The organism is Micromonospora sp. KC721, assembly GCF_004348355.1.
Lineage (GTDB): Bacteria > Actinomycetota > Actinomycetes > Mycobacteriales > Micromonosporaceae > Micromonospora.
In genome coordinates this window covers 1-14,704 of record NZ_SMJY01000163.1, presented here as the reverse complement: position 1 = coordinate 14,704, position 14,704 = coordinate 1, and the positions used below count along the sequence as shown (strand labels likewise).

The following is a 14,704-nucleotide window of genomic DNA, read 5'->3' as shown; positions in this document are numbered from 1 at the left end:
GGCGGGAGGCGGGCGCGCTGGTGCGCGGAGTGGTCGGCCGGTCGGCAGGGGGCCGGGTCGGGGCCGCCTCGGTCACCGGCGTGGCGGAAGCGCTGGGCGGTGCCGCCTGCGACGACCCGGCCGGGGACGGTTCGGCGGGCCCGGCCAGCAGCCAGCCGGCGGTCGCCCCAACGGCGGCGAGCAGGACGAGAGCCAGGCTCCCGCCCAGCAGCAGGGTGCCCCGGCCCGGCTGCCGGGGCGCCGGATCATCCGGAAGGGTGTGTTCGTCGCTCATCGCGCTCCCGCCTCGTCACCGCGACCGTACCGGTTGCCGCCCAGCCGTCACCACACGTGGCGGGCACCGCCACGACTCGCCGGGCCGATCAGGGGACGTTACGCTCCCCGACATGGCCCGACGACGCTGGGGAGGATCAACCGCCACCGCGATCGGCGTCGCCGCCGGTGTGGGTGCGGCACAGCTGGGCTTCGCCTACGGGCTGGGCATCATCGACTGGGCACCGGTCGACGCCGGGCGTACCGCACCGGCCTGGTTCGCGAGCCTGGCGTGGGCCACCTGGATCGCGGCCGTCTCGACCGTGCTCGGCGCGGTCTGCGCACAGCGACTCCACGGACCCGGCAGCGACGCTCCGCCGCCCGACGGCGCGCCGCGCCGGGCGGTGCTGGCGGTCGGCGGCGCGGTGGGCGCCTCGCTCACCGTACTGCTGGTGGCCGTGCCCGCCCGGGACGCCACCGCACCGCAGATCTCGTCGCCGCCGACCATCGCGGCCGGGCACGCGGCCGTCGGCGTACTGCTGGGCCTGCTGGCCGCGTACTGGGCGCTCTCCGTCCGGGCCGCCGCGACCAACGTGATCGCCACGGTGGGCTGGCTCTGGCTGCTCGCCGTGGTGTCGGTGGTGGATGGGGTCCTCGCCGGGCGCGGGCTGAACACCGCCCAGCTCGGCATCTGGCAGATCAGCGCCGACCGGCCGGGCTTCTGGCTGCGCGACTACGTCTACTGGCCGGGTGTGCTGCTCGCCACCGGATCGGCGCTGTTGATCGGCGGGTTGGCCGCCCGGCGGGCCGCCCGGGTGGCGGAGCGCCGGCTCGGTGCGGCGATCTCCGGCGCGGCCGGGCCGCTCCTCGTCGCGCTGGCCTACCTGCTGGCCGTGCCGAGGCTCGCCACCGTCACTCCGGCGCAGGTGTCGGCGCACCTCGTGGCCCCGTACGCGGTCGTGGTCGGTGCCGCCGGGTCAGTGCTGGTGGCCGCGCTCGCCCAGCGGCGCACCGCCGCCCGGCAGCAGGTCGCCGCACCGCGGCAGCGGCCCGGCACGCCGCCGCTGCCGCCGGTCGGCGACCGGACGACGACCGGCGGGCAGACCACCGCGCCGCTCCCGCCCGACCCGGCGACGAACGGGGGCACCGCGCCCGACCGGGAGCCGGGCCGGACCGACCCGACCGACCCGCCGCCGGACGCAACCGTCGAGGCCGGCCCGGTGCCCGGCGGAGCCCTTCCGGCCGACCCGACGCCGGGCGGGTCTCGTTGACCGGCCCGGCCTGCCGTCCTCCTCGGATCGTCCGGCACGGACCGGAGGCGGGTCAGCCCACCGGCCAGGTGTGCACCGGCTGGTTGCTGCGCTGTAGGTCGGCGTAGCAGCGGGCCATGTGGCGCAGGGCCGCGTCCCGGTCCATGTCGCGGTGCCGTTCGGCCGCCCAGACCGTCTCGGTCTGCCACACCGCGCCGTTGCGGCCGGTACGGCAGCGCTGCTCGATGATGCCGAGCAGCCGGTCCCGTTCGGCCGGGGCGACACCGAACCGGTCCAGGCCCGTGGCCGCCGTCGGCAGCAGGGTGTCCAGCACCAGCTTGGTGACCGGTACGTCGCCGAGCCGGGGCCAGTGCAGCACCGCGTCCATGCCCCGGCGCGCGGCGGCGTGGAAGTTCTCCTCGGCGGAGCTGAAGGTGAGCTGGCTCCAGATGGGACGGTCGGCTTCGGCGAGCCCGCGCGCCAGTCCGAAGTAGAAGGCCGCGTTGGCCAGCATGTCGATCACCGTCGGTCCGGCGGGCAGCACCCGGTTCTCCACCCGCAGGTGCGGGCGGCCGTTCATGATGTCGTAGACCGGCCGGTTCCAGCGGTAGACGGTGCCGTTGTGCAGGCGCAGCTCCGCCAGTTGCGGTACGCCGCCGGCGTGCAGAACCTCGACCGGATCCTCGTCCTCGCAGATCGGCAGCAGCGGTGGGAAGTACCGGACGTTCTCCTCGAACAGGTCGAAGATCGAGGTGATCCACCGCTCCCCGAACCATACCCGGGGGCGTACGCCCTGGGCCTTCAGCTCGTCCGGGCGGGTGTCGGTGGCCTGCGCGAACAGCGCGATCCGGGTCTCCGCCCAGAGCTGTCGCCCGTACAGGAAGGGGGAGTTGGCGCCGACCGCGACCTGGACGCCCGCGATGGCCTGCGAGGCGTTCCAGTAGTCGGCGAAGCTGTCCGGCGCGACCTGTAGGTGGAGCTGGAGGCTGGTGCAGGCCGCCTCCGGCGCGATCGAGTCGGTGTGGGTCTGGAGCCGTTCCACACCCCGGATGTCCAGTTCGAGGTCCTCGCCACGGGCACCGACGATCTGGTCGTTGAGCACCCGGTAGCGCTCGTTGGTGGAGAGGTTGTCGGCCACCAGGTGCCGCTCGGTGAGGGTGGGCAGGATGCCGACCAGGACGATCCGGGCGTTGGACTTCGCCGCGCGCTCGTCGGCGCGGGCGAGGCTGCTGCGCAGATCCTGCTCGTAGTCGGCGAAGCCGGTGCCTTCGATCAACCGGGGGTTGGCGTTCAACTCCAGGTTGAACCGCCCCAACTCGGTCTGGAAGAGCGGGTCGGCGATGGCGGCCAGGATTTCCTCGTTGCGCATCGCCGGCTCGGCGACCGGGTCCATCAGGTTGAGTTCGATCTCCAGGCCGGTCATCGGTCGGTCCGCGTCGAAGCCGAAGTCGTCCAACATCAGCGCGAAGACGTCCAGGCAGCGCCGGACCTTCTGCCGGTAGCGGACCCGGTCCTCCCGGGAGAAGGCGTCCTGCTCGACGTCTCTGCCCATCTGCCCTCCTGGCGCGAGGCGCGCGGGACCGTGCCGTCCCGCCGCGCGTTGGTGAACCAACCGTAAGAGCGCTTTCGCGTCAGGACCAGAGCCCGACGACGTACGCGCGTGCGCCCATCCCGTACCCCGCGGCGGTGAACCGCAGCGCCCCCGGAGCCCTTCGCCGGCAGTGACAATCCGCACCCCGGACGCGGCACGGCCCCCACTCCGGCGAGGGAGCGGGGGCCGTGCCGCGGAGGATGCTCAGGCCTGGCGAACGGCCTCGCCCTCGATCTCAATCTTGATCTTCTTGCCGACCAGCACGCCACCGGTCTCCAGCGCCACGTTCCAGGTGAGGCCGAAGTCCTCCCGGTCGATCTCCGTGCTGGCGGTGAAGCCGAACACGTCGGTGCCGAACGGGGTGTGGCCGACGCCCTCGAACTCGACTTCCAGCTCGACCTGCCTGGTGACGCCCTTGATGGTCAGCTCACCGAGCAGCACGAACTCGTTGCCGTCCCGGGACTTCACGCCGGTGCTGCGGTACTCCAGCGTCGGAAACGTCTCGGCGTCGAGAAACTCGGGGCTGCGCAGGTGCCCGTCCCGGTCGGCCTGCTTGGTGTCGATGCTCGCCGCCTGGATGGTGGCGGTGACCGAGGACTGCAGGGGATCGTCGGCGATGGTGATGGTGGCGACGGCGTCGGTGAACTCGCCGCGTACCTTGCTGACCATCATGTGGCGGGCGACGAAGCCGACCCGCTTGTGCGCGGCGTCGAGCAGGTAGGTGCCGGGGGCGGGGATGGTCAGGCCTTCCCAGTCGCGGGTAACCGACTCGGTGCTGGTCATGAAGCTGCCCTCCAGGGGATTTTGTTTAGTAGCCCAACGGCTGACTCAGCAACTATAGAGGCAGCAATATTCCCCATGTCAAGCACTGCTAGGATGGCCGGGTGGACCAGAACGTGTTCGACGACCCCCGGATCACCGCCATCGGCCTGCTCTACGAGACGCATGCCGGGCTGTCGGCCCGGTTCGCCGCGCAGTTCGAGGAGCACGGCCTCTCCCCCGTCGAGTTCGAGGTGCTGATGCGGCTCGCCCGTTCACCGGGGCACCAGCTGCGGATGACCGATCTCGCGGCCCAGACCTCCCTGTCCACCAGTGGCGTCACCCGGGTGGTGGACCGGATGGAACGCGACAGGCTGCTCTACCGCCGGGCTTGCCCGGCGGACCGGCGCAGCTCGTACGCCGTGGTCACCACCTCCGGCCTCACGCGACTGCACGAGACCCTGCCCGGCCACCTGCGGATCATCGAGGAGTGGTTCACCGGCCAACTCGAACCGGAGGCCCTCGCCGCGATGCTCGACGGCCTGCGCCGGGTACGCGACGCCGTGCACCCCGGCGCCACGGCCGGTAGCGCCGTTCCCGCCTGGATGGAGAAGAAGGTCGATCCGGGCGACTGAGACGCAACCGGCAGAACCACCGGCAGAACCGGCGCGCCGCCCGGGACAACCCCGGGAAGAACGGCATATCGGGCAGTCGGTCTCGATAGCCTACCTTTCGCGCGGGGAAGCACCGGGGGGTGCTGGGCGCGAGCGATTGAGCGAGGGCATCACCAGGGGGCTTCTTCGCTCGCGCCTCCCTCCACATCGGCAGGCCGAAACATCGGCACAGCCCAGCCAACGTCTGTATGTCCGGAGCCGTGCCCACCACGCCGACCTACGGGTAGCCTCCCCCGGTCACCGACCGACCTCTCAGTCGTCCTCGCCGGCGTCGCTCGACCGGCCGTGGTCGCGCAACAGCTCCCACTCCTGCGGCAGGAGTCGGATTCCGCTCTGTCGACAGGCCCGGTCCAGACGCTCCCGCGCCCCCGGGTCTCCGGTACTGGCCACCAACCCGACCAGCGCCTCGACCACGTCCCGCCGATCCTGCCCGGCGGCACCGGCCCCGGCCGCGACGCCGAACCACTCCGCCGCCAACTCCCGGTCGCCCCGCCGCAGCGCCACAATCCCCTCGATCAGGGCACAGATCCCCTCCTCCGGCCGCCCCTGATCCGTGCCCGTCCGCAGCTCGGTGAGCACCTCGGCGGCCTCGTCCAGCCGACCGTCCTGGGCCAGCGCCAGCCCCACCGTGCCCAGCGCCCGGCGGCGGTGTCCGGGATCACCCAGCTCGGCCAGCGCTCCCACCGTTCTCCGGCCCCGCTCGACCGCCTCGGCGTACCGGCCCTGGTAACGGGCCACCTCGACGAGGCTGGCCCGCGCCAGCAGACGCAGTCGCCGCTCGCCGCACTGCGCGGCCAACCGGTCGACCGTGGCCAACCGTCGGCGGGCGCCGGCCAGGTTGCCCAGGCGGATCTCGTGCCAGGTGAGGTGATACTGGGCGACCGCAATGTTCCGGAGCCGGTCGTGCCGGGTCGCCACGACCAGCATCGCCCGCGCCTGCTCCCGCGCCTCGTCGTGCCCGCCGGTGGCGACGAGCAACGCACAGAGCACGCTCCGCGCCTCCAACTCGCCGGTGACGTCGCCGCGCGCCGCGAACACGTCGAGCGCCGAGCGGACCGCGGCCAACTCCGCCGCCCCCGCGCCGTGCTCGACCGCCAGCCGGGCCACCCCGAGCAGCGCCCACGCCCGCACCATCGGGTCGGCATCGGCGGTACGCGGGTCCGCCAGCAGCCGCCGCAGCCACTGGCGCCCGGTGACGTCCCGCCCGCGCAGCCGCCACCAGCGGGGCAGCGCCGCCGCCAGCCGCAGCGCGGTGTGCGGGTCGTCGGTGGCCGCGTGTGCCAGGGCGGTGCCGATGTCGCTGGTCACCTCGTCGAGCAGGCGCACCGCACGGGACAACTCCGGGCCGGCCAGATCGGGTGCGGTGCGGGCCACCAGCCGGGTGACGACCAGCGCGTGCCGGCGGCGGATCGCGGTCAGTTCACCGCGCCCGGCCACCCGTTCCAGGGCGAAGTCCCGGACCGCGTCGAGCAGCCGGAACCGGAATGCCCCGGTGCCCCGGACGCTGACCAGACCGAGCTGCACCAGCCGGTCCAGCAGCGGAACAGGGTCGACAGCCCAGCCGATCTCGTCGGCCAGCAGTTCCTCGGCCAACTCCACCGACCACCGGTTGGCGAAAACGGCGAGCCGGCGCAACGCCGCCCGTTCGTGCCCGGCGAGCAGGCGGTAACTGGTGGCCACCGCCTCCCGCAGGGTCACCGGCGCGGCGGCCCGCACGGCCGTCCCGGCCGGTTCCCAGCCGCGCCGGCCCGGGTCGGCGGCGGCCAGGTCGAGCACCCGATTGCCGTACCGGTCGAGCAGTTCGTCGAGGTCCAGGATCCGCCCCCTGGCGGCCATCAGCTCGATGGCGAGCGGCAGGCCGCCGAGCCGGCGCACCAGCGCGGCGAGGGCCGGCAGTTCCCGCTGGTCGGGCGGTTCCCGGCGGACCCGGGCGAGGCGGGCGGTGAAGAGCGCCGCCGCCGGGTACCGGGCCAGCTCGACGGCGTCGTCCACGTCCGGCGGTGGTACGTCCAGCGGGGCGACCGGTCGGACCAGCTCTCCCGGAACGCCCACCGGATGCCGCCCGGTGACCAGCACCCGCAGCGTGGGCACCACGTCGGTGAGTTGCCGCAACGCCTCGGCGACCGGGCCTGGTGCCCGCTCCACCGCGTCCACCAGCAGCAACGCCGGGCGGCCGCGGAGCCGGGCGGCGAGATCGGCCAGCCGGGACGCGCCCAGAACCGCGCTGACCGTGGCGAGCATGTCGGCGGCGTCCGAACTCTCACCGACCAGCACCCCGGCGACCCCGCCCGGATGCGCGTCGACCACCTCGTGCGCCACCGCCAGGGCCAGTGCCGTCTTGCCCACCCCGGCCAGCCCGACCAGGCTCACCACCGGCGGTCCCCCGTCGGTGGTGAGCAGGGCGACCAGATCGGCGCGGTCCCGCTCCCGGCCGACCAGCTCGACCGGAGGCGGCAGCGCGAACGGCGTACCGGATGCGGGAGCCGACGCGGCAACCGCGGTTGCGCCCACTTCCCCGCCCCCGGCGGCGGCCCGCTCGACGGTCCGCCGCCGGGCGGCGGAGAGAAAGGCGGCGCGGACCCCGCCGGTGAGGCCGAGCGCGTCGGCGAGAAGTTCGACCGTGCTGCGCTGTGGCCGGCTGGCCCGGCCGCGCTCCAGGTCCCGCACCGTCCGCACCCCGAGCCCGGCCCGCTCCGCCAGCTCGGCCTGGGTGAGACCGGCGGCCAGGCGGTGCCCCCGCAGCAACTCCCCGAGCGGGGGGCGACCATCATCCGGGCCCGACAGGTGATCATGAGCCGGGGTCATGGGCAGGAAGGGTACGGATGGGATACGACGGTCGACACCGGTACGTCGTATGCCCGACGTCCCGGAACCTGACAGAGTTCTTGCCGGGCGGACCCGAAGGCGATCAGACTCCGAGGTCGCGAGCGATGATCATCCGCTGCACCTCGGAGGTACCCTCGCCGATCTCCAGAATCTTGGCGTCCCGCCAGAACCGGGCCACCGGGTACTCGTTCATGAAGCCGTAGCCGCCGTGGATCTGGGTCGCCTCGCGGGCGTTGTCGACGGCGACGGTGCTGGCGTGCAGTTTCGCGATCGCGGCCTGCCGCTTGAACGGCTCGCCGGCGAGCATCCGCGCCGCCGCGTCGTAGTACGCCAGCCGCGCGGTGTGCGCCTTCACCTCCATGTCGGCGATCTTGAACTGGATCGCCTGGTAACTGCCGATCGGCTGGCCGAACGCCTGGCGTTGCTGCGCGTACCTGATCGACTCGTCGACGCAGCCCTGGGCCAGACCGACGGCGAGCGCGGCGATCGCGATCCGGCCCTCGTCGAGGATCCGCAGGAACTGGGCGAACCCGCGCCCCCGCTCGCCGAGCAGGTTCGCCGCCGGGACCCGGCAGTCGTCGAAGGTCAGCTCGTGGGTGTCCGACGCGGTCCAGCCGACCTTCGAGTACCCCGGCGCGACCGTGAAGCCCGGCGTCCCGCTCGGGACGATGATGGTGGACAGCTCCTTGGACCCGTCGGGCCGGGTACCGGTCACGGCCATGACGGTGACCAGGGCGGTGATCTCCGTACCCGAGTTGGTGATGAACGCCTTGGAGCCGTTGATCACCCACTCGTTCGTGGCCTCGTCGAGCACCGCGCGGGTCTGGGTGCCGCCGGCGTCCGAGCCGGTGCCCGGCTCGGTCAGGCCGAAGCCGGCGAGCGCCTCGCCGCCGAGCAGCCTCGGCAGCCACTGCGCCCGCTGCTCCGGAGTACCGAACCGGTAGATCGGCATCGCGCCGAGGGAGACCGCCGCCTCCAGGGTGATGGCCACGCTGGAATCGATCCGGGCCAACTCCTCCAGGGCCAGGCAGAGCGCGAAGTAGTCGCCGCCCATGCCGCCGTACTCCTCGCCGAAGGGCAGGCCGAACAGGCCCATCTTGCCCATCTGCCGGATGATCTCGTACGGGAAGGTGTGCTTCTCGTAGTGCTCGCCGATGACCGGGGCGACCACCTCACGGGCGAACTCCCGCACGCTGGACCGCAGCGCCTCGTGTTCCTCGCTGAGCCGGAAGTCCATCTGATCCTCCTGTGTGGACGGGCCGCCGGGCGCTCGTGACGCCGGGACGGGCTGGTGCCGGTCCGGGTCGTGCCGGGACCGTGGCGGGTGGGCCGGTCAGACCGGGGTGACGCCGTGCCGGCGGCGCGAGAAGTGCCGGTCCTTGGTGCGGGCGGCGGCGAAGCGGCGCAGCAGTTCGGCGCGGAGTTCGTGCGGCTCGACGATCGCGTCGACCACCAGCTCGCTGGCGAGCCGGACGATGTCGATGTCCCGCTCGTACTCCTCGCGCCGGGCGGCGACGAACGCGGCGCGCTCGGCCTCGTCGGGAATCGCCGCGATCTTGTTGGCGTAGACGGCGTTGACCGCGGCCTCCGCGCCCATCACCGCGATCTTCGCGGTGGGCAGCGCGATCGTCGCGTCCGGTTCGAAGCCCGGGCCGGCCATCGCGTAGAGGCCCGCGCCGTACGCCTTGCGCACCACCACACAGATCTTGGGGACGGTCGCCTCCGAGATCGCGGTGATCATCTTGGCGCCATGCCGGATGATGCCCTGCCTCTCCACCGCGCTGCCGACCATGAACCCGGGCACGTCGGACAGGAACAGCAGCGGCACGTTGAACGCGTCGCAGAGCTGCACGAACCGGGTCGCCTTGTCGGCCGAGTCGACGAAGAGCACCCCACCCTTGAACATCGAGTTGTTGCCGACCACCCCGACGACCTCGCCGCCCAGCCGGCCGAAGCCGATGGTCAGCTCCTTGGCCCAGAGCGCCTGGATCTCGAAGAAGCTGCCCTCGTCGAGCAGGCCCCTGGCGTACCGGCGCATGTCGAACGCCTGCCGTTCGCTGGCCGGCACCAGGGCGGCCAGGTCGACCGTGGTCGGCGCCGCCACCGGCTCGACGGCCGGCGGTGCCTGCGTCCAGTTCGCCGGCAGGTACGACAGGTAGCGCTTCACCACGTCGAGCGCCTCGGCCTCGGTCTTGCAGAGGAAGTGCCCGACGCCGGACTCGGTGCAGTGCACCTTCGCCCCGCCCATCGCCTCCAGCGTGGTCTTCTCGCCGGTGACCATCTCGACCATCCGGTCCGAGCCGAGGTACATGCTGGCGTTGCCGTCCACCATGGCCACCACGTCGCAGAACGCCGGGATGTACGCCCCGCCCGCCGCGCTCGGCCCGAACAGCGCGCAGACCTGCGGGATCGATCCGGAGGCGCGAACCTGATTCCAGAAAATCCTGCCGGCGCCGCGTCGGCCCGGGAAGAGCTCGACCTGGTCGGTGATCCGGGCACCGGCCGAGTCGACCAGGTAGACCATCGGGACGGCGGTCGTGTACGCCCGCTCGATGATCCGGATGATCTTCTCGACGGTACGCGCCCCCCAACTGCCGGCCTTCACCGTCGAGTCGTTCGCCATCAGGCAGACCGGCCGGCCGTCGATGGTGGCGGTGCCGGTGACCACGCCGTCGGCCGGCAGGCCGTCAGCAGTCGTGCTGGCCGCCGCGCCAACCGGTCTGCCGCCGCAGGCGTTGGCGAACAGGCCATCCTCGACGAACGAGCCCTCGTCCACCAGCAGGGCGACCCGCTCGCGGGCGAAGAGTTTGCCCCTGGCGGCGTTCGCCGCGTGGTACTTGTCCGCACCGCCGGCCCGGGCGCGCTTGCGTAGTTGCTCCAGTGCCTCACCGTCGAGCGTCACGCCGACTCCCTCGCCCCTGCGCCGCCCGCCTCGTGAACGGACGACCCGACCTGAACGATCGTTAGGCTAGCGCATCGGCTCCCCCCGCGGCGACCCGCCGAGGCTCTGCACCGCGACTCACGACGTGAGGGCGTCGACCAGTCCGCGCAGACTCCCGCGCAGCCGCTCGTCGCCGAGTTCGACCCGGACGGCGGCCACGTGCTCGGCAGCCAACGCAGCGAGCAGCAGGTGAGCGTCGGCCACCGGGTCGGCGCGGCCGGCCAGCAGCAGAGCGACATGCCGGCGCCAGAACCGGTACGCCCCAATCCGGTACCGCGCTCCGGGGGCGGCGGTCTCCGACACCCGCACCAGGTCCAGGTGGCCGAGCAGGTGGTCCAGGTATGCCTCGACGAAGGCACGGAGCCGCTCCTGGGAGGTCACCGCGGTCCCGGACGGCCCGGGACCCAGCGGAGCCGGGCCGAACAGGATCGCCTCCTGGAGATCCCGCTCCTGCTCGTCGAGTAGCGCGGTGGCCAGGCCCGCCTTGTCGCCGAACCGGCGGAACAGTGTTCCCTTGCCCACCCCCGCGGCGGCAGCCACCGCGTCCATCGAGACGGCCTCCACGCCGCGTTCCCGAAAGAGGACGGCGGCCGCCTCCAACACGGCCGCCCGATTGCGCGCGGCATCAGCCCGCTCCCTGGGCGGTGACGTACGCAACTCCAGCAGTTCGGCGGGAGAAGTGGCGTAAGCGGACTGCGGTCCGCTAACGTTCCGAGGCATAACCGGACTATAGTCCACCTACTTCGGAGGTCACCATGTCCAGCCTGATCGCCCGTGACGAGTTGCGCGCCGCCATCAATGCCGGCACCGTCACCGTCGTCGACGCCCTCGGCGGCGACTACTACGCCCGGCAGCACCTGCCGGGAGCCGTCCCCCTGATCGAGGCCGACGTGTCCGCACGCGCCGCGGAACTGCTGCCGGACCGGCAAGCCGCGATCGTCACCTACTGCTCCAACCCCTCCTGCCCGAACAGCGGCCGGGTCGCCGACCGGCTCACCGCCCTCGGCTACACCAACGTGCGCAAGTACGCCGAGGGCATCGAGGACTGGGTGGCGGCCGGCCTGCCGACCGAGTCGGGCGCGCTGACCCGCTGAACCACGAGGCTGGGGGCACGCCGAAGCCGGCGTACCCCCAGCACCGGGTGACTCAGGCCGGGAGCGGCGTGAGGCGGGTACGGGGGCCGGCGCGCAGGACGCCGGAGGGCAGGCGCTTGCCGGTCAACTCCTCGGCCAGTTCCGCCGCCTCGATCAGCGCGTCCAGGTCGATGCCGGTGTCGATGCCCATGTCGTGCAACATGTGCACCGCCTCCTCGGTGGCCAGGTTGCCGCTGGCGCCCGGGGCGTACGGGCAGCCGCCCAGGCCGCCCACGCTGGCGTCGAACTCGGTGACGCCGAGTTCCAGGGCGGTGAGCAGGTTCGCCAGCGCGGTGCCCCGGGTGTTGTGGAAGTGCAGCAGCACCGGGACGTGGGCGTTGCGCTCGCGTACGGCGGTGAGGAGTTCGCGGACCCGGCGGGGCGTACCCATGCCGGTGGTGTCGCCGAACGCCACCCGGTCGGCGCCGTCGCGCACCACCCGGTCGACGATGCCGGCCACCCGGGCCGGGTCGACGTCCCCCTCGTACGGACAGCCGAAGCTGGTCGCCACGATCACCTCGGCGCGCGCGCCGGCGCCATGCAGCAGGTCGATCAGCTCCGCGATGTCGTCCAGCGACTCATCCGTGCAGCGGTTGACGTTGCGCCGGTTGTGGGTGTCGCTCGCCGACACCACCACCTCGATCTCGGTGAACCCGGTGGCCAGGGCGCGCTGCGCACCCCGGGTGTTCGGCACCAGGGCCGAGTAGCGCACCCCCTCGGCCTTGGCGGCCCGCCGCCACACCTCGTCCGCGTCGGCCATCTGCGGAATCGCCCTCGGATGCACGAACGACACCGCCTCGATCCGCCGTACGCCGGTGCGGGACAGGGCGTCGAGCAGCCGCACCTTGGCCTCGGTCGGGATGGGCTCCTCGTTCTGGAGCCCGTCCCGGGGGCCGACCTCACGGATGGAGACGAAGTCCGGCAGTTCCGCCATTAGGGGTCACCTCACTGTGACGGTGGGATGCTGGTTCCCCCAGCATCCCACCGCCCGAAAGAGACCGGATCGTCAGCGCATGCGGGTGACGATGGCGGTGTCGTAGTCGCCGGAGAGGAACTCGTCGTTCTCCAGCAGCTCGGCGAAGAAGGGGAGGTTGTTCTTCGGGCCGGCCAGCTCGAAGGCGGCGACCGCGGCCTTCGCCCGCTCGATCGCCTCGGCCCGGTCGGCGCCACTCACGATGAGCTTCGCCATCAAGCTGTCGTAGAACGGCGTGACGGTGTTGCCCTCGACATAGCCCGAGTCCACCCGGACACCCTCGCCGGTCGGTTCGACCCAGGTCTTGATCACGCCGGGACCGGGCAGGAAACGCTTCGGGTCCTCGGCGTTGACGCGCAGCTCGATGGCGTGCCCGCGCGGGGCGAGCGCGTCCGGGTCGAAGGTCGGCGCCAGCCCGGCGGCCACCCGCAGCTGCTCCTCGACCAGGTCCACGCCGTACACCAGCTCGGTCACCGGATGCTCCACCTGGAGGCGGGTGTTCATCTCCAGGAAGAAGAACTCTCCGGTGGTCGGATCGAGCAGGCACTCCACCGTGCCCGCGTTGCGGTAGTTCACCGCCTCGCCGGCACGGACCGCCGCCGCCAGGAACCGTTCCCGCAGCTCCGGCGAGACCGCCGGGGACGGCGACTCCTCGACCAGCTTCTGGTTACGGCGCTGCACCGAGCACTCCCGCTCGCCCAGGGCCACCACCCGGCCGTCGGCGAGGCCGAGGATCTGCACCTCGACGTGGCGTACCCGGGGGAAGTAGCGCTCGATCAACACCGAGCCGTCACCGAACATGCGCTCGGCGAACGAGCGCACCTTGTCGTACTCGATGTGCAGCGCGGCCTCGTCATTCGCCACACCCATGCCCATGCCACCGCCACCGGCCGCGGCCTTGACCATCACCGGGTAGCCGATCTCGCCGGCGGCGGCCACCGCCGCCGCCAGGTCGGCCGCCGGTTCCGTGGTGCCCGGCGCGACCGGCACCCCGGCCGCCGCCATCAGGTTCCGGGCGTTGATCTTGTCGCCCATCGCGCTGATCGCGTCCGCGCCGGGCCCGACCCAGATCAGGCCGCTGGCCTCGACGGTACGGGCGAACTCGGCGTTCTCCGACAGGAAGCCGTAGCCAGGGTGGACGGCCTGCGCGCCGGTGCTCTTGGCGGCGGCGAGGATCGCCTCCACGTTCCGGTAGCTCTGCGCCGGATTGGCCGGCCCCACGCAGACGGCCTCGTCGGCCTCGCTGACGAACGGCAGGCCGGCATCGGCCTCCGAGTGCACCGCGATCGCACGGATGCCGAGCCGCCTGGCGGTACGGATGATCCGGCGGGCGATCTCGCCCCGGTTGGCGACGAGCAGCGACTCGATCATGTTTCCTCCCGACGTCCAGGGGGTGACGACGGCTGCCAGCCAACCATGACCGCCCGGTTACTCACGAGTCAGCACCCGACCACCGGACCCAGGGGCAGCCCCGGTGGTGGAGTCGGGAACGGCTCAGACCGGAGTCGGGGCGAGGAGAGCGGCCAGGGTGGCACCACGGAGCAGTGCGGCGCGGCGTCGGCGCTCCACCTCGCCCCCGAGGAACGGGGTGGAGTTCATCAGACCGAACGCGGCGTGGGCCAGCACCCGCGCCTCACCGTCGGGCAGGTCGGGGTGCAGCGCGGTCAGCACCGTCACCCATTCCTCCACATAGAGACGCTGGAGCCGGCGGATGCGGCGACGCGGCTCGTCGGGGAGCCGGTCCAGTTCGTGCAGGTGCAGCGCGATGACCGCGGGATTGGCGAGCGCGAAGTCCACGTGGAAGTCGATCAGGGACTCCAGTGCGGCCCGCGGGTCGCCAGGGTGGACGGCGGCCCGGTCCCGGCCACCGTCGAGCAGCCCCTCACTGACCGGGATCAGCGCGGCCGCCAGCATCGCCTCCTTGCCGGCGAAGTGGTGGTACAGGGCCGGCCCCGTCACCCCGGCCGCGGCACCGATGTCGTCCATCGATACGCCGTGGTAGCCGCGTGCGGCGAAGAGGCCGACCGCGATCTCCAGGATCTCGTCCCGGCGGGACCGCCGACGACCCGTCCGCACCACGCCGTTCATCGCACCCCGCGCCTGCTGTTCCACCGCCACCGGGCAAGCCTAGACCGCCTGCCCTCCTCACCGGGGGCACGGTTCCCATCGCTCGGCCCACCTTCGTACCCCAACCCCGCGTTGATCATGCAGTAGACGGCGATGCCGATCACCTCAACCGCCGCCCACTTCGTGATCAACAGGGAGAGCGCACGCCCCCGGGGTGGGAGACCCGGGGGGTCAGGTG

The 14,704-nt window shown here is 72.5% G+C and carries 12 protein-coding genes and 1 pseudogene; 3 read left to right on the top strand and 10 right to left on the bottom strand.

Translation table 11 applies throughout. The features are described 5' to 3' along the window. Positions 1-274: pseudogene (locus E1182_RS23235) on the bottom strand (penicillin-binding protein); the annotation flags it as partial. Positions 275-386: 112 nt separating this feature from the next. Here E1182_RS23235 and E1182_RS23230 point away from each other — a divergent pair. Beyond that, positions 387-1,523, top strand: a complete 1,137-nt coding sequence (locus E1182_RS23230) for a hypothetical protein (RefSeq protein ID WP_132268899.1) — start codon at positions 387-389, stop codon at positions 1,521-1,523. Between the two features lie 52 nt (positions 1,524-1,575). On the opposite strand, the gene E1182_RS23225 is transcribed toward E1182_RS23230, so the two are convergent. Next, complete coding sequence (locus tag E1182_RS23225) at positions 1,576-3,054, bottom strand: glutamate--cysteine ligase (protein ID WP_132268897.1); 1,479 nt, start codon at positions 3,052-3,054, stop codon at positions 1,576-1,578. 243 nt (positions 3,055-3,297) lie between these two features. Continuing rightward, the gene (locus tag E1182_RS23220; protein ID WP_132268895.1) at positions 3,298-3,876 is read right to left on the bottom strand and encodes a YceI family protein; all 579 of its coding nucleotides are present in this window, start codon (positions 3,874-3,876) and stop codon (positions 3,298-3,300) included. A gap of 101 nt (positions 3,877-3,977) precedes the next feature. Here E1182_RS23220 and E1182_RS23215 point away from each other — a divergent pair, with 101 nt between their 5' ends. Beyond that, positions 3,978-4,487 (top strand): MarR family winged helix-turn-helix transcriptional regulator, encoded by a 510-nt coding sequence (locus E1182_RS23215; RefSeq protein ID WP_132268892.1) that lies wholly within the window; start codon positions 3,978-3,980, stop codon positions 4,485-4,487. Between the two features lie 291 nt (positions 4,488-4,778). Here the strand turns inward: E1182_RS23215 and E1182_RS23210 are convergent, their stop codons facing one another. The 4 genes from E1182_RS23210 to E1182_RS23195 form a co-directional block, all read right to left on the bottom strand. Continuing rightward, entirely contained in the window at positions 4,779-7,331 is a 2,553-nt protein-coding gene (locus tag E1182_RS23210; RefSeq protein ID WP_132268889.1) for a helix-turn-helix domain-containing protein, read from the bottom strand. A 103-nt stretch (positions 7,332-7,434) separates the two neighbouring features. Beyond that, positions 7,435-8,589, bottom strand: coding sequence for an acyl-CoA dehydrogenase family protein (locus E1182_RS23205; RefSeq protein ID WP_132268887.1), 1,155 nt, complete (start codon positions 8,587-8,589; stop codon positions 7,435-7,437). 96 nt (positions 8,590-8,685) lie between these two features. Beyond that, positions 8,686-10,254, bottom strand: coding sequence for an acyl-CoA carboxylase subunit beta (locus E1182_RS23200; RefSeq protein WP_132268884.1), 1,569 nt, complete (start codon positions 10,252-10,254; stop codon positions 8,686-8,688). Positions 10,255-10,371: 117 nt separating this feature from the next. Continuing rightward, positions 10,372-11,013: a TetR/AcrR family transcriptional regulator gene (locus E1182_RS23195; RefSeq protein WP_165942696.1), complete on the bottom strand. Its 642-nt coding sequence runs from the start codon at positions 11,011-11,013 to the stop codon at positions 10,372-10,374. A gap of 35 nt (positions 11,014-11,048) precedes the next feature. Between E1182_RS23195 and E1182_RS23190 the strand changes: the two genes are divergently transcribed. Further along, positions 11,049-11,387, top strand: coding sequence for a rhodanese-like domain-containing protein (locus E1182_RS23190; RefSeq protein ID WP_132268882.1), 339 nt, complete (start codon positions 11,049-11,051; stop codon positions 11,385-11,387). Positions 11,388-11,439: 52 nt separating this feature from the next. On the opposite strand, the gene E1182_RS23185 is transcribed toward E1182_RS23190, so the two are convergent. From E1182_RS23185 to E1182_RS23175, 3 genes are all read right to left on the bottom strand, one after another. Then, entirely contained in the window at positions 11,440-12,351 is a 912-nt protein-coding gene (locus tag E1182_RS23185; protein WP_207921490.1) for a hydroxymethylglutaryl-CoA lyase, read from the bottom strand. 81 nt (positions 12,352-12,432) lie between these two features. After that, on the bottom strand, positions 12,433-13,770 hold the full coding sequence (locus E1182_RS23180; protein WP_132268877.1) for an acetyl/propionyl/methylcrotonyl-CoA carboxylase subunit alpha: 1,338 nt from the start codon (positions 13,768-13,770) through the stop codon (positions 12,433-12,435). A 123-nt stretch (positions 13,771-13,893) separates the two neighbouring features. After that, entirely contained in the window at positions 13,894-14,487 is a 594-nt protein-coding gene (locus tag E1182_RS23175; protein WP_132268901.1) for a TetR/AcrR family transcriptional regulator, read from the bottom strand. Positions 14,488-14,704 lie beyond the last annotated feature (217 nt).